Annotated in this window: 13 protein-coding genes and 10 pseudogenes; 12 read left to right on the top strand and 11 right to left on the bottom strand. The window is 58.6% G+C overall.

What is annotated here, in order from left to right; genetic code table 11:
* The first annotated feature begins 489 nt into the window (after nucleotides 1-489).
* The 3 genes from IVB54_RS32285 (at nucleotide 490) to IVB54_RS32295 (ending at nucleotide 2,010) form a co-directional block, all read left to right on the top strand.
* Nucleotides 490-807, top strand: coding sequence for a recombinase family protein (locus IVB54_RS32285; protein ID WP_247776651.1), 318 nt, complete (start codon nucleotides 490-492; stop codon nucleotides 805-807).
* Nucleotides 808-889: 82 nt separating this feature from the next.
* Nucleotides 890-1,378: a recombinase family protein gene (locus IVB54_RS32290; protein WP_247776652.1), complete on the top strand. Its 489-nt coding sequence runs from the start codon at nucleotides 890-892 to the stop codon at nucleotides 1,376-1,378.
* 119 nt (nucleotides 1,379-1,497) lie between these two features.
* Nucleotides 1,498-2,010: a hypothetical protein gene (locus IVB54_RS32295; RefSeq protein ID WP_247776653.1), complete on the top strand. Its 513-nt coding sequence runs from the start codon at nucleotides 1,498-1,500 to the stop codon at nucleotides 2,008-2,010.
* A gap of 69 nt (nucleotides 2,011-2,079) precedes the next feature.
* On the opposite strand, the pseudogene IVB54_RS32300 reads toward IVB54_RS32295, so the two are convergent.
* Nucleotides 2,080-3,635 (bottom strand): annotated as a pseudogene (locus tag IVB54_RS32300) (ISL3 family transposase).
* A gap of 138 nt (nucleotides 3,636-3,773) precedes the next feature.
* On the opposite strand from IVB54_RS32300, the pseudogene IVB54_RS32305 reads away from it, so the two are divergent.
* Nucleotides 3,774-4,806, top strand: a pseudogene (locus tag IVB54_RS32305) (IS110 family transposase).
* Nucleotides 4,807-5,276: 470 nt separating this feature from the next.
* On the opposite strand, the gene IVB54_RS32310 reads toward IVB54_RS32305, so the two are convergent.
* From IVB54_RS32310 to IVB54_RS32320, 3 genes and pseudogenes are all read right to left on the bottom strand, one after another.
* Nucleotides 5,277-5,597: a hypothetical protein gene (locus IVB54_RS32310; RefSeq protein WP_247776654.1), complete on the bottom strand. Its 321-nt coding sequence runs from the start codon at nucleotides 5,595-5,597 to the stop codon at nucleotides 5,277-5,279.
* 163 nt (nucleotides 5,598-5,760) lie between these two features.
* Nucleotides 5,761-6,507, bottom strand: coding sequence for a hypothetical protein (locus IVB54_RS32315; RefSeq protein ID WP_247776655.1), 747 nt, complete (start codon nucleotides 6,505-6,507; stop codon nucleotides 5,761-5,763).
* A 57-nt stretch (nucleotides 6,508-6,564) separates the two neighbouring features.
* A pseudogene (locus tag IVB54_RS32320) lies at nucleotides 6,565-6,660 on the bottom strand (transposase DNA-binding-containing protein); the annotation flags it as partial.
* A 690-nt stretch (nucleotides 6,661-7,350) separates the two neighbouring features.
* On the opposite strand from IVB54_RS32320, the gene IVB54_RS32325 reads away from it, so the two are divergent.
* Nucleotides 7,351-9,816, top strand: a complete 2,466-nt coding sequence (locus IVB54_RS32325; RefSeq protein ID WP_247776656.1) for a CoA transferase — start codon at nucleotides 7,351-7,353, stop codon at nucleotides 9,814-9,816.
* A 1,087-nt stretch (nucleotides 9,817-10,903) separates the two neighbouring features.
* Here IVB54_RS32325 and IVB54_RS32330 read toward each other — a convergent pair.
* On the bottom strand, nucleotides 10,904-11,887 hold the full coding sequence (locus IVB54_RS32330) for a nitronate monooxygenase (RefSeq protein WP_247776657.1): 984 nt from the start codon (nucleotides 11,885-11,887) through the stop codon (nucleotides 10,904-10,906).
* A 425-nt stretch (nucleotides 11,888-12,312) separates the two neighbouring features.
* Here IVB54_RS32330 and IVB54_RS32335 point away from each other — a divergent pair.
* The 3 pseudogenes from IVB54_RS32335 to IVB54_RS41795 all read left to right on the top strand — a co-directional run.
* Nucleotides 12,313-12,565: pseudogene (locus IVB54_RS32335) on the top strand (transposase); the annotation flags it as partial.
* Between the two features lie 514 nt (nucleotides 12,566-13,079).
* A pseudogene (locus IVB54_RS32340) lies at nucleotides 13,080-13,246 on the top strand (IS110 family transposase); the annotation flags it as partial.
* 691 nt (nucleotides 13,247-13,937) lie between these two features.
* Nucleotides 13,938-14,093 (top strand): annotated as a pseudogene (locus IVB54_RS41795) (IS30 family transposase); the annotation flags it as partial.
* Here IVB54_RS41795 and IVB54_RS41800 read toward each other — a convergent pair.
* The 3 genes and pseudogenes from IVB54_RS41800 to IVB54_RS32355 form a co-directional block, all read right to left on the bottom strand.
* The gene (locus IVB54_RS41800; RefSeq protein WP_346658836.1) at nucleotides 14,075-14,482 is read right to left on the bottom strand and encodes a zinc ribbon domain-containing protein; all 408 of its coding nucleotides are present in this window, start codon (nucleotides 14,480-14,482) and stop codon (nucleotides 14,075-14,077) included. The pseudogene IVB54_RS41795 and the gene IVB54_RS41800 sit on opposite strands and share 19 nt — an antisense overlap.
* Nucleotides 14,483-14,840: 358 nt before the next feature.
* The gene (locus IVB54_RS32350) at nucleotides 14,841-15,065 is read right to left on the bottom strand and encodes a hypothetical protein (protein ID WP_247776658.1); all 225 of its coding nucleotides are present in this window, start codon (nucleotides 15,063-15,065) and stop codon (nucleotides 14,841-14,843) included.
* A 132-nt stretch (nucleotides 15,066-15,197) separates the two neighbouring features.
* Nucleotides 15,198-15,643: pseudogene (locus IVB54_RS32355) on the bottom strand (ATP-binding protein); the annotation flags it as partial.
* Nucleotides 15,644-16,899: 1,256 nt separating this feature from the next.
* Here IVB54_RS32355 and IVB54_RS32365 point away from each other — a divergent pair.
* A pseudogene (locus IVB54_RS32365) lies at nucleotides 16,900-17,042 on the top strand (IS3 family transposase); the annotation flags it as partial.
* Between the two features lie 384 nt (nucleotides 17,043-17,426).
* Nucleotides 17,427-17,936, top strand: coding sequence for an IS5 family transposase (locus tag IVB54_RS32370; protein ID WP_245286348.1), 510 nt, complete (start codon nucleotides 17,427-17,429; stop codon nucleotides 17,934-17,936).
* 182 nt (nucleotides 17,937-18,118) lie between these two features.
* Here the strand turns inward: IVB54_RS32370 and IVB54_RS32375 are convergent, their stop codons facing one another.
* The 3 genes and pseudogenes from IVB54_RS32375 to IVB54_RS32385 all read right to left on the bottom strand — a co-directional run bounded on the left by IVB54_RS32375 (nucleotide 18,119) and on the right by IVB54_RS32385 (nucleotide 22,991).
* Complete coding sequence (locus IVB54_RS32375) at nucleotides 18,119-19,339, bottom strand: IS701 family transposase (RefSeq protein ID WP_247285483.1); 1,221 nt, start codon at nucleotides 19,337-19,339, stop codon at nucleotides 18,119-18,121.
* A 210-nt stretch (nucleotides 19,340-19,549) separates the two neighbouring features.
* Nucleotides 19,550-21,184, bottom strand: a complete 1,635-nt coding sequence (locus IVB54_RS32380; RefSeq protein WP_247776659.1) for a class I adenylate-forming enzyme family protein — start codon at nucleotides 21,182-21,184, stop codon at nucleotides 19,550-19,552.
* Nucleotides 21,185-21,958: 774 nt separating this feature from the next.
* Nucleotides 21,959-22,991: pseudogene (locus IVB54_RS32385) on the bottom strand (IS110 family transposase).
* A gap of 138 nt (nucleotides 22,992-23,129) precedes the next feature.
* Between IVB54_RS32385 and IVB54_RS32390 the strand changes: the two are divergent.
* Nucleotides 23,130-24,686: an ISL3 family transposase gene (locus IVB54_RS32390; RefSeq protein WP_247776660.1), complete on the top strand. Its 1,557-nt coding sequence runs from the start codon at nucleotides 23,130-23,132 to the stop codon at nucleotides 24,684-24,686.
* 88 nt (nucleotides 24,687-24,774) lie between these two features.
* Nucleotides 24,775-25,050 (top strand): annotated as a pseudogene (locus IVB54_RS32395) (transposase); the annotation flags it as partial.
* Nucleotides 25,051-26,933: the final 1,883 nt, after the last annotated feature.

Consider the following 26,933-nt stretch of genomic DNA (forward strand, 5'->3'; position numbering starts at 1 on the left):
CGAGACCCCCACCATCCTTTGTGGGGCCGCTCATATCGAGTGATCAGGAAGATCGGCCAGCGAGGCCGAGGCATTCCTGCTTCGTATGAAGTTGAGTATCGCGCAGGAACCAGTCTCCTGATTCAAGCAACCGCAATCGAATATTATGGAGAAGAAGCAAATCAGATTAAGCTGAGTATGGAGGCTCTACTCGAGCTTTTATCGACAGCGGATTGTCCCGACGCACATGAGCATGGATCCAGCCGATCTTTGGTCGACGCTGACGCCCGCGCTCCGACGCCAGATCGTCGACGACGTCGCCGCGATTTTGGCGGAGATCTCTCATGAAGTCCGAGTTGATCATACCAAGCCACTTGGCGCGCAAAGCTGTAGTCTACATCCGGCAGTCGACGCCTCACCAGGTCGTAAGCAATCAGGAAAGCCTGCGCCTTCAATACGCGCTTCGCCAGCGCGCCCGCGAACTCGGATGGCGTGAGGCGGCCATCAGACGTGATTGACGCCGATCTCGGCTTGAGCGGCACGTCTATAGCACAGCGTAACGGCTTCAAGGAACTCGTTGGCCGTGTTGGCCTGAGCGAAGTGGGACTCATCCTGTCGATCGACGTGACCCGCTTGGCGCGTAATTGTACCGACTGGTATCCGCTCCTGGATATCTGTGGTCTACGTGGCTGCCTGATCGCCGACGGCGATGGTGTCTATGATCCGGGCACTCCCAACGGGCGGTTGCTTCTCGGGCTGAAGGGTTCGATCTCCGAGCTTGAACTACATACGATCCGCAGCACGGCTGACCGCCGGCCTGCTGGCTAAAGCCGAACGCGGCGAACTTGCGGTTATGCTGCCAATCGGACTGATGCGGGATCCGAGCGGAGTGGTCGTTAAGGATCCCGACATGGCCGTGCAAGGGCGGCTCGGTCTCGTCTTCCAGTTGTTCCTGCAGCTGCGCAGCGTTGCCAAGGTCATGCGAGCGTTGAACGAGCGTGACCAGGAACTGCCGCGTCGTGATCGGTATGGTGATTTGTGCTGCACCCGCGCGACGCTGGCTGCTGTCGCGACGATCTTGAAGAAACCCGCCTACGCGGGCGCCTTCGTCTATGGACGAACCCGCTTCCAACCGCCGAAGCGGGAGGGCGGCGTGCCACAAAAGGGTCCGCGGCCGATGGAGGAGTGGCGGATCGTCGTCAAAGATCGATGTCCAGCCTATATCGAGTGGCCAATTTATGAACAAATCCGAGCCGTCATCAGCGATAATCGAGCCGAATACATGCGCATCAAAACCCGAGGCGCGCCTCGCAATGGCGAGCTTCTGCTCCACGGCATCGCCTGGTGCGCAAGATGCGGCCATAAGATGTACGTTCGCTACAAGGGCGGCGGCGAGTAGGTGCACACCTGCGTACCCAGCGAGGTCAGCCAACCTGCCAACACATCCGCGCCGCCCATATCGATGCAGCCGTTGGCAACGCATTCCTGACCGCACTAGCGCCTGTCGAACTAGATGCTTTGTCGCGTTCCCGCCGGGTCCAGCAGCAGATGAACAATGCGTTACGCTCCAACGCAGAACGTGAGCTCGAGCGCAAGCGGTACACGGCGGCGCTTGCTGAACGGCAGTTCAACCGAGCTGATCCAGATAATCGGCTGGTCGCCTCGGAACTAGAGCGTCGATGGGAAGCGGCGCTAAACGACTTGCGCGCCGCCGAAGAAGCGCTTGCCCGACAGACGCCGTCCAAAGCCATCACGCAAGTAGCCATAAGCAAGGAGCTCAGCGAGAAGGTCATCAATCTCACCGGCCGCCTCGCGCAGATATGGGGTGACGAGACTGTCTCGGACGCGCATCGCAAGGCTTTGTTGCGATGCCTCATCGAAAAGGTCGTGCTCGACCGTGGTGAGCACGACCTGGCCCTGGCCAGGATCGTCTGGCGTGGTGGCGCCGTGACGGAGCTCGAGGTGAAGATGAGCGTCAACTCCGTCACCAGATTGACGCGAGGCGCGGAGATATGTTTCGGCATGGAATAAGGACCCCGCTTTCGGGGTGATCGGCATCCAATCGGGGCTCTGACGCATATTCGATGATCGTGTTTGTTTTTATGGCGCGCCAATCAGCCTAGCCTGAAGGAGATCGAGCTTAGCGCGCCCGTACATCTGCCGTTTGACCAGCTTGAGCTTGGTGATCTGAGCTTCCACTTGGCCATTGGACCATGGTTGCGTAATAGCGGCGTGCACCGCGCCCTTATCGTTGGCGATTCCATTCGCGAACGAGGCAATGAGGCTCCGCTTGGAGTCATCAATCCAAGGTTCGAGCTCCATCTCGGCCTTCTTTCGGATCATCGCGTGGAAGCGGCCAAGAGAGCTTGGGCATCGGCCAGCATAGGAACGTTTTGTTCGATGACCGCAAGCGTGACGGTCTCGGCCCTGGTCAGGTGGTCGCGCTTCGTCGTCATCAGCTGCGCTATCGTCCTGGCGGCGGGGACCTTCTGCAATTGTTGATGGCTGATGGTCTCGGCACGTCGCCGTCGCGTCGTCCATTCCGCCACCACGCGCAGCGATCCCTTGAAGCCTTGTCCCTTCAAGCGGCGCCAGAGCTCGGCACCGTTGCGACAGCCGCCTGACCACTGCGCGTCCAGGAACGGCAGATGCCCGTCCAGGGTGCTTTGACGGGTGCGGAACATATCCGTACCGCCGCCGCGGCTAATTTGGCGAACCAGATTGCGACTATGTCCTGTGCGGCGGACGATCTCCTTGAGCGACACACCGTCGCTGACGAGAGCCGTAATTACGGCATGGCTGTCCTGGCGCCGCAGATAGCCCTGATAGCGCAGCTTTTCCGCACAGGTCAGCAATTCCGGGGCGATCGTCGTCGCTCCGATTGCGGTTCGGATTCTGTTCATGGAGCGGCGCACCGCATCAAGGAAGGCCGCGCTCGCATTTTCCATCAGATGCCAGCGGTCGGCGACTTGGATGGCGTTCGGCAGCGCCTTGGCTGCTGCCTCGCCGTATCCACCACCGCGATCTCGCGACACAATGTTGATCGCTGGGTGCTTCGATAGCCACGCCCGAACGGTCGCAGTTTCCCGGTCGGGCAGCAGGGTAACGATCCGCCGGCGCTCCAAATCGCACACGATCGTCCCGTATCGATGGTTTCTCCGGAACGCCCAGTCATCGATGCCCACAACAAGCAATGGATCTGTCGGCATCGCCGCCCGCCGGCGGACCACCCGTAGCAAGGTATCGTTGCTAACGGGCAGCATGAGCCGCTTGGCGAAGCTTGCCGCCGGCCGGCCGCCCAGCGCCAACCCCAAGTGATGGACGATGTATTCCAGCCGTGCCGTCCGGCGCCGTCGAAGCGGAACGATGTCTTCTCCAAACCGCTCTGAGAAGATCCGCCGGTGGCAATGCGGCACCTCACATGTGAAGCGCCGCGTGAGCAATCGGAGGCGCACCTTTCTGCCCGCTGATGGCAAATCGGCCACGTGCCGGATGTAACGGCTATGGACTCGGCGCGATGCTGTCGCGCACAAAGGGCATTGGGCCTCCGCAGCCTCTGACCGAACAGCCAGAATAATTGAATCCTCTGAATCACTTACGCCATCAAACACCAAACCACTCGGTACTAGCGATGAAATTCGAAAGCCTGTCCGCATGGCGCCGATTCTCCGTTAAAGAACCACAGTCGCCGGCGAACTTCATCAGAAATGAGGGTGTGGAACGGCCCTTCGAACCGGCATCAAAAGTGCCTAACGTGGTCGCGTAGAGAGGCGCCACAAAGGAAGGACCGTTCCATGGAGAAGATTATCACGGTGGGTTTGGATTTGGCCAAGTCGATCTTTCAAGTTCACGGCATCGCCGAAAACGGGAAAGTCTTGGTTCGTCGCACATTGCGGCGATCGCAGGTTCTGCCCTTCTTTCGGAGCCTTCCAGCTTGCTTGGTAGGTATGGAGGCCTGTGCGAGTGCCCATCACTGGGCACGCGAGATCGCGGCGCTGGGCCACGCTGTCCGCATGATGCCGCCAGCCTACGTGAAGCCTTACGTCAAACGAAACAAGACCGACGTGGCGGATGCTGAAGCCATTTGTGAGGCGGTCACCCGCCCGACAATGCGGTTCGTACCGGTGAAGACTGCCGAACAACAAGCGGCCAACATGATTTTGCGAACGCGAGAGCTGCTGATGAGGCAGCGCAGCCAGACTGCAAATGCCCTGCGTGCTCATATGGCCGAATTGGGCATTATCGCCGGCACAGGCATGGCAAGCATCGCAAAACTCCTGGTGCTTCTCCGGGACGAAAAAGACAATAGGATCCCCGGCGCCGCCCGCTTTGCCCTGATCCTATTCGCTGAACAGATTGAGCTGCTTACAACCCGCATAGAGAAGCTCGACAGCGAGATTTTGGTTGCCGTCAGACAGGACCCCGATGCCAGGCGTCTGATGAGCATTCCGGGTGTCGGTCCTCTCCATCGCCGCTACCGTTCGGACATCGGTTTTGGACGCTCGCAATTTTGCGACTGCACGAGATTTTGCGGCTTGGACGGGGCTCACACCGAGGGCACAGTCGAGCGGCGGAAAAGAAAAGCTCGGCGCGATATCAAGGCGTGGAAATCGGCACCTACGGACGCTCTTGATCGTTGGTGCGACCTCAATCGTCAAGCTGGCTAAACGAGGGTTGAAAGTCCCGCTCTGGGTTCGGACCATGCTGCAACGCCGGCCGGTCAAGGTCGTATCAGTGGCGTTAGCCAACAAGATTGCGCGCACCATCTGGGCGTTGCTAGTCAAGGGCGGCATCTATCAGGCACCGGCCGCAATGCTGAAATCTTAATCTTAAGAGCTCATCGGCGGAAAAGGAAAGCCGCCGAGGAGGCAGGGTGCAATCTGGATGAACACTGAATGACGACATTCCCGGTAGCAAGGACCGCCCGACCCACTGCGCTTCGAGCGCGCAAAATTGATTGGGCGATTGCTTCCGCGGACATCATCGTGGCCAGCGGCCAGGTGCCGCGTTCACAGGCCGAACATATGACCGCACCGCCATTCCTTGTTCAATCAGAGAAAGACCTGGCAGCCCGGGCCGTTCCACATATGAGTCAGAGCCCCGATTGGATGCCGATAGGGGTCCCAGTCGAACGCCGATTGACAATCGACCCCTTAATGTCAGCCCCATAGAGCACCCCCTCGCGAATCAGGGGCTCAGAAAGGAATCACAAGTGATTCTTTCGATTCAAGATTTCGCCGATCAGCGGATCAGCCCGAGGGGTTAAAGTTATGGATAATTGAAAGCTTCACCGGCTTTTAATTGCCCACATTTCCAGCCGCTCCGATTTCGGCGCCGAGTTCGATATCGGTGAGTCTTGAGAGTCCCCGCCAGATGACAACATTTCCGGGTGGCGGATCGGCAGCCCTGGCCAGGTAGCCACCCAATCGTGCAAGTTTGGTCAAGTAGAATGCGAGCGTTTCAGGGCGACGCCGTCGATTGCCAACGTCGCTGATGAGTTCATCGAGCAATGCGATCTCGGTGTCCGTCAACGCCATCTTCGGTGACGCGTCCGGGGCCGTGCGATTGAGCATGGTGAGCCAGAGGACGCGCCAGCTGAGAATGCAGAAGACCGCCATCAGATTAGCGAGGCGCTCCGCGGTCCGCAGTTTTCAGTCTTCCGCCCTGCAGCCCGATTTCAGGATCTTGTGGAACATCTCGATTTTCCACCGCATGGCGTACCAGTTAATCTTCTCGATTGCATCGGAGCCGCGGACGGGTAGGTCCGTGATTAGCTTCCACTCAATGGGTTCGGCCCCTTGGCGCACCGCGCTCGCTGGCGTGGATTACCGTCAGGTCGAGGGCGGGATAGCGGTTTTGCTTTCCGATCGGAGGCAAGACTGCGATCCGCTTGAACTTGATTTCCAGCGCGGCCTTCGTCGTCTCACCCTTGTCGTTGCGCACGTCGATGTAATGCAAGCCTTTGACGCTGGTCTCTTCCATCTCGGTTGCAATCGTATGACCGCCGTCGCCCGCCAGCCGATCGACGCAGGCGCGGACAAGGAAGTGAGCGCCAAGCTCTTGCGTCAGGCAATACAATTCGTAGATGTCGCTTTCGCGGTCGCCGATATGAATGCAACGCTCCGGCTGCCCGAGCCGTTCGATCGATTGCCTGAGATTGTCGAGCCAACGAACGCCCTCCTTCTTCTCGATGGGAACGCGGGTCGGGTTGACCTTCTTCTTGAGTTGGGTCGTGCCTTTGAATTTTTTCCGTGTCCAGAATTTCACCGCCGCCAATCCCAGGGGGAGGCCCTCGACGGTCACAGCGAGGCTGGAATGCATCAGCATTCCGCAGACCGTGTGATGGCGCCAACGGCCACCTTTGTCCCGGCCGCTATTGACGCTCTTGGTTATGCCGATCGCGCTCGTGTTCGCTCGTTGGTAGAAGAATTCCGTGGTGTCCTGGATAAGGAGAATCGGGCCTGTACAATCATCGTAACGGGTGCGCGTGGCGGCGAAGTAGCCGCTAAGAATGTCGGCTTCATCCACGCGCTCGTTGGCGAAAAAGCGGTAGGCTGCCTTCGTATTCGCCCAGTCTTGGCACGCGAACGGTATGCTCCCGCCCATGCCATCACCAATTTGCCTTAACAGCTCGCCAAATCGTTGACCAAGACGGGCATCCTTGAAGGCAGTCTTGTCGATCTCGCGCTCAGTCCAGTGTTCGACGGCGGTTTCATCAGATCATCCTGGTAACCATCCTGGCCGGTCGACCGACGAGATATCGCACCGCTCGAACACATGAAGGCACCTCGCCGTCGCGAATCAGGTGCTCAACAATGAATCACAAGCGATTCATCCGATTCAAGATTCTTCGATCGAAGCCTCCCGCAAATGAATCAAGCACTTGTGGGTAATTGAAAGCTTCACCGGACGGATACGCATTCACGCCCCTCCCTCTGAAGAGCATCGTACCGCCTGTGCGACCACGCCTCACCAAAGCAGGTAGTATCTTGGCCTTTAGTTAGTCGCGTAGAGTGGATCGGTAACTCTCCAAAGGCACGAAGCGCCCTTGCAACATCAGGCGATGGTGCAGCAATGATAGACATACCTACCTGGTCACATGTGCCAGGTTTTCTTGGGAATGATTGGGCCGCTGTTGCCACTCAGGATTTCTCGTTATGCAGCTAGCAGTAGTGCAACGAGAGCTTCGGCGATCGCTGGAGCGCCGCTCGATCAGCGTGTCGCAGACGACCCTTCCGTCGGCTCCTAGACCCGTTTCGGCCAGGCTTCTGAGCCATCGCCCATCACGAGTTACATACGAGAGAGCCGCGCCCGCGACCGTCGGCTTGTTAGGTTCACATGGCGGGGCAACTCACTTGCCGGAGCATCAGCATGCATGAGAACAGCGGGCGATCGACGAATGTGTTCTCGCATTTACGCGTTGTCGAAATCGGCAGCTCCGCGGCAACCAGCTATTGCGCGCGATTGTTTTCAGACTCCGGTGCCGATGTTCAGAAGGTCGAGTCACCGTCAGGCGATCCACTTCGCCGCAGCGGCCCATTCACACCCCGCGGCCAGAGCGCGTGGTTTGCATTCCTGAGCTTCAATAAGTCAAGTATCATCATCGACCCCAGCGCCCCGGACGCGAGCACGCGGCTAGCGACACTGATCAACAATTGCGATATCTTGCTCGATGGTCGCGACATCGACTCCGCAGATTGCGCTCCTATTGACCTAGACGAGATACGGAAGCAGCGCCCAGAGATGATCTACCTCGAAGCAAGCTGGTTCGGAGCGGGCGGCCCTTATGCAGGATTTTGCGCAACTGATTCCACTGTCCGTGCGCTTGCCGGCCTGGTCAAGCTGGTTGGGCCTGCGAAGGGGCGCCCGTTGCACGCCCCGGACTTTCAAACAGGCATTATGGCCGGCCTGTGGGGCTTCATTGCTGCGGCTGCTTCGGCCGTTGGAGGGACGCAGGGCGGAGGCGGGCGCTCCTGGTCGCTGAGTGTTTTCGAAGCCAGCATCGCACTGAGCGAGTATCAGATGTTTCAGTCCTTTCAGTGCGGCGACCTAATGCATCGGATTGGTGTCAACCGATTTTCGTCTGTCTTTCCGTGGGGCATCTATGAAACGAGGAATGGATGGCTCGGGCTTTCGGTGGGCACGCCGGCGCAATGGCGTGCGTTCTGCGATATGCTTGGTTTGCCCGAACTACGTGATGATCCGCGTCTTGTTCTAGGCGAAGATCGTTCGAAGCATATGGAACAGATCGAACGCCAGTTCATCCCTCGATTGAAGACGCGCACGGCACAGGAGTGGTTCGCGGAGGGACTAAACCGTAGACTTCCCATCGTGCCAATACCCGAAATATCCAATCTCCTCCAGGATGCCGAGAAGACACGGCGCGGCGCGCTCGTGCCCGTGGTGTTTGGGGAGGAAGAAGCCTTGACGGTAGGCTCGGCTCAGCGGCTGACATTGACGCCGCCGCTCCGCGGAGGGAGGGTTCCGAGCGTCGGTGAGCAGCAGGTATTCGCAAACAGCCGAAGACCTCTAATCAGTCGGGCGTCCCAAGCCCATGGCTTCAGCGATGCCAACCGGCAGCCCTTACAAGGAATCCGTATAATCGACTTCACCATGGGCTGGGCGGGCCCCTTGTGTACCCGAACACTGGCCGACCTCGGAGCGGACGTCATTAAAATCGAGGCTATTCAATATCCGGATTGGATGCGTGGCGTAGACCGGCGGGCGGCTTACGTCGACGAGCGGAAGTACGAAAAGGTTGCACCATTCTGCACCCTGAACCGCAACAAGCGGGGTATTACCCTTAATCTGAGGCATTCACAGGGCGTCGCTCTTGCGAAACGACTGTTGGCGGGAGCAGACATCGTCGTCGACAATTATTCAGCCGATGTGCTGCCGAAGCTCGGGCTTGGTTACGATGTCATTAGTGCACTCAATCCTTCCGTTGTGATGATGTCAATGTCCGCATTTGGTACGGACAGCATTTATCGCAGTTGTCGGGCCTACGGCTCAACTCTCGAGCAGGGCTCTGGGTTGCCGAACGTTATCGGAAACATCAACGGGCCGCCCGTGATGAGCCACATCGCATTTGGCGATGCCGTTGGCGGCTTAAACGGCTGTGCTGCAGTTCTTGTTGCGCTGATGCACGCCCGCCGTACCGGGCAGGGACAGTTCATTGATCTCGCGCAGATCGAGTGCATGATGCCCTTTGCGGCGCCATGGATCACGCTCCACTCGATCGACGGTAAGGCTCCGAAAAGGTACGGCAATCGACATCCAGATTTCGTGCCGCACGGCTGCTTCCGCTGTGCGGGTGAGGATAATTGGATTGTCATAGCGGCGACGGACGAAGGGATGTGGCAGAGGCTCGCATTGCTTATTGGTCGAAGTGACTGGGCCGCTGACGAATCGTTGAAAACGTCGGATGCGCGACGTGAGATTGAGGAAGTTATCGAGACGGTTGTCGAATGCTGGACGTTCTCTCGCGAACCAGATCGGGCTATGTACGAATTGCAAGCTGCGAGGGTTGCTGCCGGTGTGGCCCGCCTACCAGGTGACCTCCTGAATGATCACCATCTTAAGTCGCGTGCTTTTCTGCAGGAAGTGGAACGTGCCTTCATAGGGAGGCATCCGCAGACGGCAATGCCTATTCGCGAGGGTCTACGTCCCCATGCGATCTACACGGCAGCGCCGACGCTAGGCCAGCACAACAGAGAGATCCTATCAGAGCTCCTCAACCTTTCCGATGCTGAAATGGCACAATTGGTGAGCGACGACATCATCGGCACGGCGATGCTTTCAGAGGAGGAGCCCGAAAATACGAGGAAGACCTCGTAGGGCTGCAAAGAGCTAAGGGACGTTGGATGCTGTTGGCATGAAGTAGAAGGGTGACGAAGTGTCCTCGAGTTGGGGAGGATACGCGGCACCACTGCGCAAACACGACGACGGCAGCCTGTCGAGCAATACAAAATAGTTAAGTGGTGCCTGAGGGAGCTCGTTAAGTGCTACCGCATCAACAGGCTACTGTCGCTCAATGGAAGCAGCGCAAGTCCGCCGCCCTAGCTTCCGACTGCGATGTCCCTGACCGTCTGCACTAGGAGATCACTATTTGCTGATATGCGAAGACATCGAGAAGCCCCGAAGGCAGGCGAGCGCCTGTTCGCCTTCTCGCCTGCCGCCGAGCCAGTGGAAAAGCGCACGTACGACAACTACGACTGTCTGGACAGCACGAGTTCGAATCGCTGTTGTTGGGATGTCCGGCATCTACTGATAGCCTTGGACGGTGCTTCCCTGATCGTCGACCTGGCCATTGGACCACCATGTGTGTGATCTCGCTGCGCCGGTGTACGTCTCCTTGCCTTGACAGCCAAGCTGCAAAGTGCGGCGGGAAGGTGAATTGGATTTCCATTATCGGTGAGGCTCCCGTTGATCTTGTAAGGGACAGCGGTCAGAGCTTGAGGCTGGGGCCGAGGTCCTTCTCGCCTTTCTGGAACTGGCACGATGACGAATTGGCTGTGGATGATCTCAGCAGGGCTGATCTTCCCGTCGTCCGTAGCGATGTGCGGCACGCGCCCGCATTCTTGTCGGGTTAGTATGAACAAGAGTAAAACGACGCGCGAGGCCTCGCCGAACTGCTGCGGATTGGGTTGGTACCGGGAGCTGAAGGACAAGAGCAAGAAAACGACGAAATTCGTGCGATACTCGTTGTACGATTTCGTCTCTTGACCATTCGCCGCGATATCGAGAACCAGGTTCGCAGCCCAGATCAAGGAGTATGGATTATTTTTCATCGCGGGACCAGTTGCGACGGACCAATCGCTACAGGCGTGCTACTGGAGAGAAAGAATGGCAGCTTGACAACACCCCGAAACAAAATGGTCGATTGGCTTTACACTCGGCTCCATCAGCGCTGACTTGAATGCGGTTAGATACGAGAGCAACTAGCACTCGCTAACGCAAATTTATATTGTCCAACGATCTCGCTCACAAGCTCAGCGGCACCCATAACCGAGCGAACACCCGAAACAGAGTGGCCAGCAGACCGAATATTGATCGTGCGCCGCGGCTCATCGCTAGAACCCGCTCCGCGAACATTCTGCTTAGCGCGCCATTCCGACACCGATTCGTCAAGTTTTGATGGATCGAGACCGGCCGCCACGATTGAGCTCCGCAGCACATTCAATGGGATACCCGAAAATGCACTGGACAAGACGACGTCGTCCATCGAGCTATCGACCAACATCTGACGATAGGTATCGCTCGCCATACTTTCCGAGGTGGCAATGAAGCGAGTACCCATGCAAGCGAGTTCGCACCCAAGAATGCGTGCTGCCGCTACGGAAGCTCCGTCTGCGATACCACCAGCGAGTACAATTGGGCCGTCGAATCTGTTGCGAACCGCGCGAACAAAAGCAAATGGATTCGCCCATCCGGTATGACCGCCTGCGCCGGCGGCAAGCAGAATCAAGCCGTCGGCGCCGGCTTCAATGGCTCTCTCCGCGTGGTGCAACGAGGCGATGTCGGCGAACACGAGACAGCCGATTTCGTGCAAAGCATCAACTGCAGCTGCCGGGGATCCCAGGCTGGTGATGACAATCTCCACCTTGTGGCGCACAAGACAGGCAAGATCATCTCGGAACCGAGGATGACGGATCATGAGAGTTGGACAGTGCGGCGCCGCTGGCCGCGTTAAGCTAGCGAGGTCGTTCTCTATCAGGGTTAGCCAACGGTCGAGTTCATCAAGAGACCGGGCGTTGGCGGTGGGAAACGCGCCGATCGCTCCCGACCGGCAGACGGTACTGACAAGATCCACTCCAGAGACATCGGCCATGGGCGCGACGATTAGAGGTAATGTGAGCCGAGACGAGAGCGCAATTGGCAACCGGTCACTCTCGAAAGCTGCAGTCATGGTATCAACTCCTTAGTTGGATCGAGTCTTGCAGCAAATCTCTCAAAGCGTCTCCTGCGAAGCTTGTGAGGTCAGTGCACAGTGACGGGCGGCATCTGCGATCGGTGGACATAGAGCCAGGTCGCGCCACTCGCGAGTAACAAGACGTTTGTTAGCCAAAGTGTCTCGCTCGTGCGATGAATCCAATCCCCAAAGTTGGTAGTTGACTGCAGTAAACTCATTTAGGCCAGCAGCGGCGAAGCACAGAGAGCCGCTGTTTTGTGGTCCTAAAGGAGGTGCCCACCGAGCGCTGAAAGCGCGAGACCTAGGGTGTCTGGCCCAGACTAACACTGACGATGTACTCTCCCAGCCCAAGACCATCCGATTGAGCTACTGCCGGTTGATGGACACGGAGATTAGGTGTTTCATGAAGCCGGAGGTAGGCGATGACTAGAAGAAAGTTCAGTCGGGAGTTCGAAATGGAAGCGGTGAAGCTGGTCCGGGAGCGTTGGGTGTCGGTGGCGCAAAGCCGGCCCTGACTTAGACGTTCATGAGAATGTTCTCCGCAAGTCGGTGAAGGAGTCCGGCTCATCCTCCGCAAGCCTTTCCCGCAACGGGCAGATGAAGCCGGAGCAGCAGGAGGTCGAGCCGCTGTGCCGTGAGGTCGCCAAGCTGAAGGCCGAACGGGATTTCCTAAAAAACCATCTAGCGCCATTGGCACGCCTGCGCGGGGTAGAAACAACATTATGCTATCATCGGCGGCTGGGAGGGTAGCCGCCCTCAGCTTTTTGGAGGCCCAATCCCGGTTAAGAACGTGGTCCATGGGTGCATGCGGACTTGAGAGTGGTGACGCCGCTTCGGAGGCGATCCCGATTGGGAAGATGATGATTGGCATAACGCAGACCCTCCTGCTCATGATTGGATGGAGATTTGCTATGCCCAAGAGGACGACCGGTAACCGCCCGGAGTTTGAAGCCGGTCAAGCTCGGGGCCGCTGCATCGACATCGACATCCGAATCAAAGATGCGCATGGCTGCGGCGGATCCGGCTTGCACTGACATGCCGGCGCGCACCTTCGGCATATTCACGCAGAGCGTACATGATGTAGCGGACTGGTTCAAAGCATGCGGCGTGACCGGTGTCTCGACGGAATCACCGGGTCTATTCGAGCCGGTCTTACGAAATTCTCGGGCAGCGCCGGTTCGAAGTCATTCTGTTCGACGCGCGGTACGCCAAGAACGTGCCAGGGCGCAAAACCGATGTGAGCGATGCCGCTTGGCTGCGCCAGCTTCATTCCTATGGGCTCTTGCGCGGCAGCTTCCGTCCGAATGCGAGATTGCGACCCTGCGCGCCTATCTACGCCAGCGCGAGCGGCTGGTGGAATATGCAGCCGCCCATATGCAGCATATGCAGAAAGCCCTGATGGAGATGAACCTGCAACTTCATCACGTCGTCTCCGACATTACGGGCGCGACCGGAAGGCGGATTATCCGAGCTGTCGTCGCGGGTGAGCGCAATCGTGACGTGTTGGCACCGTGACGTGCGCTGCCATTTCTCCATCGAGACAATCCGCGCGGCACTGGTGGGCGACGATCGGGAAGAACATATCTTCGCCCTGCGCCAATCACTGGAGCTATATACGACATTTACCAGGCGAGGGTGCTGGACTGCGACCGCGTCGCTCGAAGCATTAACCGCTGTGTTGAACAATAACGGAGCAAAGCCGGGTGCAAAGCTATCGAACCCACGCTTGAGACCAAGCAGGTCAATACACCCACGTTCGAGGTCAGAACCGCAGGCATGGCCAAGCGCTACGCATTTTACCCCTGGCTCGCGCCGGGCAACAAGATCTCGGGCGGCAAAGTTCTGTCTCCTCGCACACCAAGGTCATCGAGTCGGGCGGCCGCCCTGTTGCGGTTGGGGGCCACCACCGTCGGGCGGAGCGATACGGCGCTCGGTGCATTCTACCACCGGCTGTCCTCACGGGCGGGCGGATCAAAGAACGTGAAGGCGACTGCCCCGCGAGCCGAAATGGCTCAGCGCGATCGTCTCAACGGCAATGTTGGGTCCGCTCTCCTTTTGCAGTCCGCAAAGCGCTTGGCAGCGTGGCACTAAACTTAAACATAAATGGGTTGCTGCGGCAGTACTTCCCGAAAGGCACAGACCTGAGGATCCACAGCGCCGCCGAGATATCCGCAGCAGCGCCCTTCAATTCCGACCGAGAAAGACGCTGGGTTGGAAAACGCCGTTCTCCGGCTCCTTAGCGGCAGCGGTTGGAGCGGGGGTAGCGCTCGGACCGACGACGCCGAGCAGTGTTTCCTCGATTGCCTCATCGACGCGCAATCCGCCGAAGGCTATGCAGTGAGGGCCGCCATTATCCCTCCAGGCGCGGCTGCAGCTGTAGCGCGGGATATGGTGCTTCACGCTGGAGTAGCGGAGTGTGAGCTTGCGGCCGCAGCGCTTGCACACGGATGAGACCGGCCAGCAGCGCGTCTCCATGCTTGGGCGCCGTGATGCCGACCAGTGGGAACATTGCTGCTGGCGATGGTGCGGATCGCCTCGAACCTCCTCCAGCTCACATACCCGCCGTGGGTATTTGGCTTCAGCGCCAGCCATCCGTTGCGCGTCTTGCGGCGGATCTTCACGCTCACGCCGTCGGCGCTGTATCCCGCCGCCACAGCCGTCTTACCATAGGCATAAGCGCCGCCGTAGACGGCGCTCTCATGATCCGGTGGATGGCGGAGTAACCGGGTCGCCGCCAGGCCTGTGTCGCTGTTGGTCTGCTTCACCGGTAGATCGAGATTGTACTCGTGGAGCCAGCAGAGCACCTATCGCGCACGTGCCAAGATCCTCGAGGTTGTCGAACACCAGCTTAATCGCCTCCTTGACGCGCCGATCCGGATCTTTCTCATAATGGTCGCCGGCCTCACGAAGCCGGCGGGCGCCGCCACAACCAACTCGCCCCCGCGGGCCCTTATCGTGGCGGGCCGAGAGCGAGCGCCGGCGCAACAGCCCTTGAGCCCGGCAGCAGGCGATCGTTGCCGTGCGTTCGCGCATAGATGGTCTCCTGATCGACCACACCGTTATCGACCACGCCGCACATCTGGATGAGTTGCTGCCAATCCCGGCTGTTGCGAGCGAAGCGCGAGACCTCGCGCGCGCAAACTGCACCAACCTTGCCGAGGCAAACCTCCGCCACATCCGCTCATAGCCAGTGCGTTGTACCCCGCCGGCTGCGCATTTCGCCGATGGTGAGCAGCGATTTCAGGTGTTGGTGAGGAGCTGTTTCGGGCGATCGTGAGCAGCGGCTTTGACCGAGATGGTGATTGGTTCAGGGGTTTGGGTTGACGTCAAGAGTTTGGTGGCGGGCGTTCTGCTTTCGCATGCTTTCTCCGGAGAGTTGGAGGTAGTGAGCGTTGTGAACGGGACGATTCAGGATGGCGTCGCCGAGGGTGGGGTCGCCGATAACCTCGTGCCAATGTTCGACAGGGACCTGGCTGGTGACGATGGTGGAGGTGCGACCGTGGCGATCGCCGAGGATCTCCAGCAGGTCGCGCCATTCGGGCGGATTGAGAACCGCAAGGCCCCAATCGTCGAGGATCGGGAGTTGAACCGGGCCGATGGTTTTGCGCAGCGGGCCATAGCGGCCGTCGCCGCGAGCAAGGGCAAGCGCCTCGAACAGGCGCGGCACGCGGTGATACTGAGCCGAGCGATTGTCGCGGCAGCCCTTGCGCCGAGGGCGTACGCAATCCAGCTTTTGCCGAGCCCGGTTGAGCCCAATCCGGTGACGGGCGCCGCTCGCTTTGCGGGGCTGCCGTCGGCGCTGCGAACAGCAACAGCTCCAGGCGCTCGTGGTCCAGGCCCTCTCGCAGCGGCCAGTTCAGCTCCGCAAGGCGCGCGCGACGCACTTATCCATGCACGACGCCATTGCTCACGCCCAACATCCGCGCGATGACGCGCTCGGTCAGGCCCTGGTGCCTCAAACGTAGAACTTCTCTGATCCGGCGCATCGACAATCTCTAGGTAGGCATCAGGCTTCCTCATTGGTTGAATGAGAGCCCGTAGACGGTTGAGCTGTCGGCCGAAGCGTCCGGCGCCTCGAAAACGTGCTCACGATCGCCTGAAATCGCTGCTCACGATCCCGCGAAACACGCACGCCGGCGGCTGAACGACCGAGATCATCATCGATCACTCCGATCTCTGACCACCGGAGCGCCGTGAGCCGGTCCCGCAATGGTGCATTGCAACGCGCTGCTCTCGCGATTGTGCAACACCTGGTGGGCCGAGGATTGGCCACGTAAAGAATCGCCTTGCGCTCCAGAAGATGAGGCCTGAGCTCTCAGAGATCATCCACCTCCTTCGCGGGCGGCGTCGCCATCGCATGAGCATCAACTGCGTCATCAGGCTCGCGAGGGCCGCCCGCGCTTCCGCCGGCAGCTCCGGTCATGCCGGCTCGCCGATCGCGCCGTTCGACAGGCCGCTCCCGAACAGACCCATCTGCAGCTGCGGCCGCGCCTGTCGATTGTGTCGGTATTTGCTCCCTGGCATTGCCTTCTGCGCGACATCGGTCTCTCTCTGATTCTGGTCGTGAGAGGCTCTGGATGCGCGAGAAAGCAGGGCAGCTGATGGCGTTCGATCTTCAACGCCAGATCGAGAAGCGCAGATAGCGCGGCAAGTGCGGTTATGCTGACAAATGGCCGAGCTGCCAAAACCTCAGCTTCGGGCATGCCGTCCGGTCGAACATCCATTCTGGAACTTCCGGCCAACGTTCTGCTTGCGAGCCAGGGGGCAGCGAAACGACATCACCACCCTCGTCAACCGCGCCATAAACGCAAACTCGGCGACCAAACCAAAGCTGATATCGATAAAGAACCTCGCAAAGAACGGTCCTGTGGGCGTTCTCAAACCTTGTTGTACAACAGGACACTCAGACACTCGACCATCGGCTATCTCAGCTTAGCTAAGCCGGTCTCCATCAAAACGGCAGCAGCTCAGACAGCCGGCACGCTAGTGCCTGCGAATCAGGAGCAAGGATGAGCAGACGAGCACGCCGGAACCTCACCGGCCTTCAAGGGGAAGGTGGCGCTTCCCCCGTCTAGGCCACCGGACGATAGCTCAGCTTGCCGAGCAGTTCGACATCCACCCCAATCAGATCACGGCGTGGAAGGCCCAGCTGTGGCCGTGGCTTTCGAAGATTTTGGACCTTGCGGCGCACCGCGAGCACGCCTGCGATCGATTAAAGTCGCGCACGCCAAGATCGGGGCTAACGCTGGAAAGGAGTCCTCACCAAGGCGGAATTGCTAGGGTCTGTACCTAATTAGCGAGTTCTGATTCCCTGGTGCCAAGTTGATTCGGCACGGGGGACTTCGATGCGCAAAGGACTGTTCTGGCTCAACGACAAGCAGTGGGCTCAGATAGAGCCGCATCTGCCAACGAACCAGACCGGCCCGGCGCGCGAGGACGATCGACGCAACTATGGCCCTTACACGACGATCTACAATCGGTTCAATCGCTGGGCTAAGCGCGGACATTGGCAGGCGATCTTTGAAGCGCTCGCCCGCTGCGGCAAGGACCGAGTGGCTTTGTCGATCGACTCCACCTCGATCAAAGCGCATCGCTCGGCGAGCGGCGGAAAAGGGGGGAGTGTGAACAGGCGATCGGCCGCTCGCGCGGTGGGCGGACCACGAAAATCCACGCGCTGAGCGACCCTGATTGCAAACCTTGCGCATTTCATCTCACTCCGGGACAAGCCGCAGACATTGCCGCAGGGCCGGCCCTTTTGAAGCTCGCGCCGCCCATGTCTTCCCTCATTGGGGACAAAGGCTACGATGGCGACGGCTTTCGCGCCGAAATCGTCAATCGCGGCGCGAAACCCGTCATTCCAAACAAATCCAACCGGGTAACCCTCCACAGCTTCAGCAAGCGCCTCTATAAAGGGCGCAATGTTATCGAGCGCTGTTTCTGCCGGCTCAAGGATTTCAGGCGTGTTGCTACTCGCTACGACAAACTTGCCAGAAACTTCTTGGCCGCCGTCCACCTCGCCGCTCTCGTCGCTTATTGGATCAATTGAGTCTGAACCCTAGCATTACAGTTGCTTTTTTGATTTGAAGTGGGCGCGTTGAGCGGCAGCCTGGTGAGCTCTGCGCCAGAAGGACCATGCGATGATGTGTGCGGGTTGAATCCGCTTCCGCGCAAGTCTGATAGCAATGCGGCGGATTTCCTGGATTGACCAACGGATCAGTGGTGGGGTGGTTATGTTTTGGCTTTTGCCGGGGGGCGCCGTTTCGTTTTTTTGGGCGGTGGCGGATTAGCGCGATGTCGGATCGCGGCCATCATGGCGAAGGCGAGCATCACCAAGGACACATGACGGTGCCAGCCATGCCAGGATCTGCTCTCGTTGTGATCGAGCCCGAACTCGTTTTTCGCCGTTTCAAAGCTGTCCTCGATCGCCCATCGATGGCCTTCGACCGCGACCAGCGTTTCAATGGCTGTTCCCGCTGGGCACCAGGTGGTGAAGAAGGCGAGGTCATCATCGGCAATGCGACGACGGATCAGTAGACCGCGTGTCCACAAACCGTCATTTGCACTGTTGGACTGCTCGGCCTCGAGATCCGCCAATTCGAGATAACACCAATCGTGCAGCCGCGGTCCTTTGGTTCCGGCTCCCGCCGACAGGCGCTTCCAGTCGGATGAGCGCCGCGTCCGGGCGAGGTCTGCAGCCGTACCGGCGACCGGCGGTCGCTTGCCCCAGGATCGAAACACATGAGCGCTGCTGACCCCAAGCACGTAGCCTTTGCCTGCCCGACGTAGTTGCTGTTCGATGTTGCCAACACCGTAGACGGTATCACCGGCAACCCACTTGAATGGTACAGACCCGGCTATCGCGCGTGCGATCATTCTCGTCGCAAGCTTTGGTTTGGTCGCAAAGCCGACATCGGCAGGCACATATGTGGCTTCCAGACGATCTGGATCGTCGGTCCATTCCTTCGGAAGATACAACGCGCGATCGATGAACGCATGGCCATGACGCGAAACGTAGGCAGCGAAGACGCCGATCTGGCAGTTCGTGATCTTTCCTGCCGAACCAGTGTATTGCCGCGCCACTCCGCATGACGCTTTGCCCTGTTTGAGAAAACCGGTCTCGTCGATCACGAGCACCGCATCGTCATCCGCCAAATGCTCGATGACATAGTCGTGCACGATATCGCGCAGGGCATCAGCGTCCCAGTCTCCACGACCCAGAATCGCCTGCTGCCGCCATGGGCCGGGATCGCCAGCCGCCTCCGCGCGCATCCAACCGGTCTTGCGCTGCTCATCTCCGAGCAGACCTTCCAGGAACAGACCTGCATTCGTCGCAACACGCTCTTGCGTGAACAACGGACGTATCCGTTGCTTGATCTCTCGAAGCGACGCCGCCCACAACGCAAGCGTCGCCTCAACCGACGCGGCCCGCGCCCACGACATTCGAATCATGGTTGCCCATGGATTCAGAAGCCCGCAACAAAAGCAACTGTAATGCTAGCGCAAAACGATGATCGACCGCGAGCATCATCTGTCGACCACCAGGCCGGCAGTAGTTTTGCAGATCAGCCGCAGCGGTTCGTCCCAGACGCCGATCTCGCGGTCATGCGGCGTCTCGATCGGTTGCATCTGAGCCTGCTGGCTGCCCACCGGAATAGCGCTTCAGCCCCAGCGTTTCTCCTCAACGTCGTAGGTGTTCGATAACGGATCGCTGATGGCCATCAGTTCACGTTTGAGTACCTTCTTGCTGACGGTTCTCGGAAGCCTCGGAGTGAAAGCGATGTACCGCGGCACCTTAAATAGGGCAAGGCGCGCACGAGCATGCTTGAGAATGCGCTCTACCTGCAGGTGAGCTGGCGTGAGCCCCTCTTTTAGTTCCACGTAGATCTTCACTTCCTCGCCACGTTTGTCATCGCGAACAGGCACCGCGGCCACATCCGCGATCTCGGGAAGCTCCCGAATGATTGCCTCGACCTCGAGCGCAGAGATATTGTCGGCATAGCGACGGATTATATCCTTCTTACGTCCCACGAACCAATATAACCCGAGTTCGTTACGCCGCATCAGATCACCCGTCTTGAACCATTCACCATGGAAGCAATCTTCATTCGCTTCCGGCTTATTCCAGTAGCCCGTGAAGATCCCACGTCCCTTCACCCACAGCTCTCCGGCTTCGCCTACTCCGGTGGGGCTACCGTCATCGTTGACCAAGCGCAGCTCACGAAATGGAGCGCGAATCCCCAGCGAACCGGCATCATTCATCTGCTGGATATCGAGAGGCATTTGCGTGCCGCATCCGATTTCTGTCATGCCCCAGGTGTAGTTGCCGCGCACGCCGAGCTGCTCGCGAAATCGGCGTACCGTCTCAGCACTCCAGCCGTCGTACTGCCAGACGTACTTCAGGCATGCAGGTACGTCATAGTCGCCTTCTGCTATAAGCCTCGGCAGCGCACACCACTCGATGCCGTATTTCCCGATCCAATCCATGAATCGCGATGGCTGAAGTTGCTGAGCAATGTATACCGTGCCGCCCTGCCCATATGAATTCAGAAGAATAGCCGGCCCCAACATATGGCCGTAGGACGCCCAACTCAGATACGTCGTGTATGGGCTCAAGTAGGCACATACATACGACAACACGCCCCAATAGTCGTGCGTCAGCATGCAGCCCTTCGGAAAGCCCGTCGTGCCCGACGTATATTGGATCGTCAACAGGTCCTCGGGGCGGATGCCCTCGTCCACCGGCGATTCGTCGATACCCTTAGACAATAGATGAAGATTGATAACTGTCCTGTCCAAAGACTGCCCGACGAAAATTACTTTATCTCTGGCAAGCTCCTGCGGCCAGTGATCCATCGCGCAGAACACTTGCCATGCAGATTCGTCGACGATGGCGAATTTGGCTTGGCTATCGACGAATATGTATTCGACCTCCCTCGAGGTGTAGTCCATGGCGATCGGGACCATCACCGCACCAAGCTTTGCGAGCGCGAACCACAATGTCGGCATTTCTATGCGGTTGGGCAGCATCACCCCGACGCGATCGCCCTTGCGCACTCCGAATGTGCGCAACGCATGTGCATAGCGGTTCGACCTGCGATCCATCTCGGAATAGGTGGCGCGCTCGCCGCGCTCAAAGATGTCGACCGCGATTGTGGAGCTGTGCGTTCGCGCCCGCATCGAAACAAGCTGCCCGACCGTTGTGGATTCATATGCGGTCTCTAGCGCCTTGGCCCTGCATAAGACGTTTTCTACCCGGCCGCGCAGTTGGTTTGATGCAGAATCTATAGCGGGCATTGTTAGAACCTCAGGTTTGGTTACAAAGAACAAGAGCGCCAGCGGAAGCCCCCTTCCACATTGGCAAATTCCTCCGCTGCTTCGGCAAGAGACAGCGGCCGGCGATCTCCCACCCCCTCTGACAAGGCGGCTGGCACGCTCGCGATCTCGAAACGAACTTAGCTCGCATTGAGCTTGAACGCTCTTGGGATGAGCTGCATCATCGGCTACGCCGCGAACATACATAAACAGCAAAGGTCGAAACACTATCTATTCTGGTGAGGAATACTGGTGCAGACGTTCGCGCACTCAAGTAGGGTCCAGGGTCACGAGTTCCCGTCTTTTCGCGGCGAATGCGAGGAGTGGAGACAAAAGGGCATTGGAGTCTCCCATGGTGGTCCAGCGACTTGCTCCCGCGACATTAAGCGACTAAGGCGGCGCGAACTGAAGTCGCTCACGGATCCGGTGTGTGTTTCGGCATGGAATAAGGACCCGTTTTCGGGGTGATCGGCATCCAATCGGGGCTCTGACTCATATGTGGAACGGCCCGGGCTACCAGGTCTTTCTCTGATTGAACAAGGAATGGCGGTGCGGTCATATGTTCGGCCTGTGAACGCGGCACCTGGCCGCTGGCCACGATGATGTCCGCGGAAGCAATCGCCCAATCAATTTTGCGCGCTCGAAGCGCAGTGGGTCGGGCGGTCCTTGCTACCGGGAATGTCGTCATTCAGTGTTCATCCAGATTGCACCCTGCCTCCTCGGCGGCTTTCCTTTTCCGCCGATGAGCTCTTAAGATTAAGACTTCAGCATTGCGGCCGGTGCCTGATAGATGCCGCCCTTGACTAGCAACGCCCAGATGGTGCGCGCAATCTTGTTGGCTAACGCCACTGATACGACCTTGACCGGCCGGCGTTGCAGCATGGTCCGAACCCAGAGCGGGACTTTCAACCCTCGTTTAGCCAGCTTGATGATTGAGGTCGCACCAACGATCAAGAGCGTCCGTAGGTGCCGATTTCCACGCCTTGATATCGCGCCGAGCTTTTCTTTTCCGCCGCTCGACTGTGCCCTCGGTGTGAGCCCCGTCCAAGCCGCAAAATCTCGTGCAGTCGCAAAATTGCGAGCGTCCAAAACCGATGTCCGAACGGTAGCGGCGATGGAGAGGACCGACACCCGGAATGCTCATCAGACGCCTGGCATCGGGGTCCTGTCTGACGGCAACCAAAATCTCGCTGTCGAGCTTCTCTATGCGGGTTGTAAGCAGCTCAATCTGTTCAGCGAATAGGATCAGGGCAAAGCGGGCGGCGCCGGGGATCCTATTGTCTTTTTCGTCCCGGAGAAGCACCAGGAGTTTTGCGATGCTTGCCATGCCTGTGCCGGCGATAATGCCCAATTCGGCCATATGAGCACGCAGGGCATTTGCAGTCTGGCTGCGCTGCCTCATCAGCAGCTCTCGCGTTCGCAAAATCATGTTGGCCGCTTGTTGTTCGGCAGTCTTCACCGGTACGAACCGCATTGTCGGGCGGGTGACCGCCTCACAAATGGCTTCAGCATCCGCCACGTCGGTCTTGTTTCGTTTGACGTAAGGCTTCACGTAGGCTGGCGGCATCATGCGGACAGCGTGGCCCAGCGCCGCGATCTCGCGTGCCCAGTGATGGGCACTCGCACAGGCCTCCATACCTACCAAGCAAGCTGGAAGGCTCCGAAAGAAGGGCAGAACCTGCGATCGCCGCAATGTGCGACGAACCAAGACTTTCCCGTTTTCGGCGATGCCGTGAACTTGAAAGATCGACTTGGCCAAATCCAAACCCACCGTGATAATCTTCTCCATGGAACGGTCCTTCCTTTGTGGCGCCTCTCTACGCGACCACGTTAGGCACTTTTGATGCCGGTTCGAAGGGCCGTTCCACACCCTCATTTCTGATGAAGTTCGCCGGCGACTGTGGTTCTTTAACGGAGAATCGGCGCCATGCGGACAGGCTTTCGAATTTCATCGCTAGTACCGAGTGGTTTGGTGTTTGATGGCGTAAGTGATTCAGAGGATTCAATTATTCTGGCTGTTCGGTCAGAGGCTGCGGAGGCCCAATGCCCTTTGTGCGCGACAGCATCGCGCCGAGTCCATAGCCGTTACATCCGGCACGTGGCCGATTTGCCATCAGCGGGCAGAAAGGTGCGCCTCCGATTGCTCACGCGGCGCTTCACATGTGAGGTGCCGCATTGCCACCGGCGGATCTTCTCAGAGCGGTTTGGAGAAGACATCGTTCCGCTTCGACGGCGCCGGACGGCACGGCTGGAATACATCGTCCATCACTTGGGGTTGGCGCTGGGCGGCCGGCCGGCGGCAAGCTTCGCCAAGCGGCTCATGCTGCCCGTTAGCAACGATACCTTGCTACGGGTGGTCCGCCGGCGGGCGGCGATGCCGACAGATCCATTGCTTGTTGTGGGCATCGATGACTGGGCGTTCCGGAGAAACCATCGATACGGGACGATCGTGTGCGATTTGGAGCGCCGGCGGATCGTTACCCTGCTGCCCGACCGGGAAACTGCGACCGTTCGGGCGTGGCTATCGAAGCACCCAGCGATCAACATTGTGTCGCGAGATCGCGGTGGTGGATACGGCGAGGCAGCAGCCAAGGCGCTGCCGAACGCCATCCAAGTCGCCGACCGCTGGCATCTGATGGAAAATGCGAGCGCGGCCTTCCTTGATGCGGTGCGCCGCTCCATGAACAGAATCCGAACCGCAATCGGAGCGACGACGATCGCCCCGGAATTGCTGACCTGTGCGGAAAAGCTGCGCTATCAGGGCTATCTGCGGCGCCAGGACAGCCATGCCGTAATTACGGCTCTCGCCAGCGACGGTGTGTCGCTCAAGGAGATCGTCCGCCGCACAGGACATAGTCGCAATCTGGTTCGCCAAATTAGCCGCGGCGGCGGTACGGATATGTTCCGCACCCGTCAAAGCACCCTGGAGGGGCATCTGCCGTTCCTGGACGCGCAGTGGTCAGGCGGCTGTCGCAACGGTGCCGAGCTCTGGCGCCGCTTGAAGGGACAAGGCTTCAAGGGATCGCTGCGCGTGGTGGCGGAATGGACGACGCGACGGCGGCGTGCCGAGACTATCAGCCATCAACAATTGCAGAAGGTCCCCGCCGCCAGGACGATAGCGCAGCTGATGACGACGAAGCGCGACCACCTGACCAGGGCGGAGACCGTCACGCTTGCGGTCATCGAACAAAACGTTCCTATGCTGGCCGATGCCCAAGCTCTCGTTGGCCGCTTCCACGCGATGATCCGAAGGAAGGCCGAGATCGAGCTCGAACCTTGGATTGAAGAATCCAAGCGGAGCCTCATTGCCTCGTTCGCGAATGGCATTGCCAACGATAAGGGCGCGGTGCACGCCGCTATCACGCAACCATGGTCCAATGGCCAAGTGGAAGCTCAGATCACCAAGCTCAAGCTGGTCAAACGGCAAATGTACGGGCGCGCTAAGCTCGATCTCCTTCAGGCTAGGCTGATTGGCGCGCCATAAAAACAATCACGATCATCGAATATGCGTCAGAGCCCCGATTGGATGCCGATAGGGGGTCCCAGTCGAACGCCGATTGACATTCAATCACTGGCAAGGGCTGACCCGCTTCCTCGAAGACGGGCGCCTCGAGCTTGACACGAACCCGGTCGAGAACGCCATCCGGCCAGTCTGCCTGACCAGAAAAAATGCGCTCTTCGCCGGTCATGAAGTCGGCCCGGAAAACTGGGCCCTGTTCGCCTCGATCGGCGTCGTCTGCAAGCTCAACGACGTCAACCCGGCCGCCTACATCGCCGAAACACTTGAGACGATCATCGACGGCCATTCCCAAAGCCCCATCGAAGATCTCATGCCGTGCCGATTCCGCAAAACATCAAGCCAGCCTCGGCGCTTACGGTGGAGCGGCAGCCAGCCCAACTGGAGGACTGGGGGAGAGCGTCGCACGATACCTAAGCCAGCTTGTCACGGCGGCTTCACAGGTCTTAGGAGCCAGTCCGAATCCCGACCTCAGGTGGGGCAGAAATTCTGGTAACGCCTCGCCACTGTCCCCCTGTGACCAAACCAGCGGCTCCGGTGCGGCCTCTCATGTTCCGATGATTACCTTGCATGCGTGACCGGGCCTTCGGCCGCGGCAGACGGCATTGTCTCGTATATCAGCGATACCCATGCCGTCTCGTGTTTAATAAACCCACTCGGTCCTCGCGAGCTCCACCTCGCGAGGCTCCCGCAACGCACATGGTCCCTGTCTAGAACTTCGAATCCCGCGTTACACGAGGTGCGCAAGACTGTAAATCTGACCGAATGCGACTTGCACTCACAAGCCTCCATTTGCTTGACTACCAATCTTACGGACTGAATTGTCAAAACATATCGAGCGCTACCGGATCGCTAGCGGCAACGAATGAGGTATCGGACGCGCCAGCAAACCGCCAGCTGCTGCCTAATCTTAAGTTCAAACACGCTTCATAGCTCGCAAAATCGCTCTGTAATATCCGTCGAAATGATCGTCAAGCTCAGAACTTGAGCGCTGATGCCGTGAAGAACTGAACCGCGGCACCGGCTCGATCATAGCACAAGCGCTGTCAATCGTGCGTGAAACAGACGTTGGCGAACAGGAAGACCGGGACCGATTCGAGCCACCGTAAGCATTCTTGAGGGCTTAATTGTCCCAGCACATGTGCGCTATCTGAAACATTGACTATCAGAGATGATAGCTTGCCAGGACAGGAGCATCGCGATTTAGATTGGCTCATCGTTGCAGGCTATGATGCGACGGTGCGGCGGCGAAACGCTGGGACGGCGCAACGATCGCCTGTCAGGAGGCGGGAGACTTTCGATATGACTTCGGATGACTACGGTTATCAGACAAGCGAGTGCCTTTTCATTGGCCGTTCCGAGATTAACGGATTTGGTCTGTTTTCGAGGAAAGCAATATCGAGCGGCGCTGTCGCAGGCAGACTAGGTGGGGCTATTCTAGGGACGGCCAACAAGAGAACCATACAGATCGACCGTCATCGGCACCTTTGTAGTGATTTTATCGACTTCGTAAATCATAGTTGTCGCCCGAGCGCCTATGTCCGAGTCGAATCCGAGACTATTGTTCTGAACGCAATCTCGGAGATTGGTAGCGAGACTAACGAAATAACGATTGATTACAATTGCTCGGAGTACTCTCTCGCGGAGAGCTTCATGTGCCGATGCTGTCGAAAACCAAATCATATTGCCGGATACAGGTATTTGATGGAGACAAATCAAAAGGACTATTTGCGTCGCATACGCCGTTTTACACTGTCGCATCTCCTGCAAATGGCAGAGCAGGTTAGGACGACGTCGCCCAAACCGAGATCCCATTAAGACGGCCATCAAGCGAATTAAATGTGCCAACGCAATGGCGAGCAATGCGGTACCAAGCGCAACCCTACTGAAGCGCTCTCAGTGGCGCAGCGCCATGGCACATACCTCAGGCGCAATTGCCGAAATCTGTTGGCGTGAATGTTCGCTTTGGCTCAGCTCCAGCCGGTGCAGGTCTACTTGGCGGCCACTTGGTATGTAGTCCTCGCACCAGTATTCAAGCTTTGCCAGCACCGCCATCAGCGGGCCGTGCCTCAGCTCGTGGCGATCATTTAGATCTTCGGCCCAAGGGCAATGCGAAGACCCGCTGTCGTCCGACCAACTCCCCGACCGTATGCTGGATCACATCCGGGCGGCGATGATCGCTAGCCCAATCGTCAAAGCGCCCACCAGATTGCC

Origin of the sequence: Bradyrhizobium sp. CW1 (assembly GCF_023100665.1) — a bacterium.
Lineage (GTDB): Bacteria > Pseudomonadota > Alphaproteobacteria > Rhizobiales > Xanthobacteraceae > Bradyrhizobium > Bradyrhizobium canariense_D.

Bases quoted from the DNA above. Each gene is read 5' to 3' on its own strand.
- IVB54_RS32390 (WP_247776660.1), top strand. From the start codon at position 23,130: ATGCGGACAGGCTTTCGAATTTCATCGCTAGTACCGAGTGGTTTGGTG.
- IVB54_RS32310 (WP_247776654.1), bottom strand. From the start codon at position 5,597: ATGGCGGTCTTCTGCATTCTCAGCTGGCGCGTCCTCTGGCTCACCATG.
- IVB54_RS41800 (WP_346658836.1), bottom strand. From the start codon at position 14,482: ATGGCTGGCGCTGAAGCCAAATACCCACGGCGGGTATGTGAGCTGGAG.
- IVB54_RS32325 (WP_247776656.1), top strand. From the start codon at position 7,351: ATGCATGAGAACAGCGGGCGATCGACGAATGTGTTCTCGCATTTACGC.
- IVB54_RS32375 (WP_247285483.1), bottom strand. From the start codon at position 19,339: ATGATTCGAATGTCGTGGGCGCGGGCCGCGTCGGTTGAGGCGACGCTT.
- IVB54_RS32330 (WP_247776657.1), bottom strand. From the start codon at position 11,887: ATGACTGCAGCTTTCGAGAGTGACCGGTTGCCAATTGCGCTCTCGTCT.
- IVB54_RS32380 (WP_247776659.1), bottom strand. From the start codon at position 21,184: ATGCCCGCTATAGATTCTGCATCAAACCAACTGCGCGGCCGGGTAGAA.
- IVB54_RS32290 (WP_247776652.1), top strand. From the start codon at position 890: ATGGCCGTGCAAGGGCGGCTCGGTCTCGTCTTCCAGTTGTTCCTGCAG.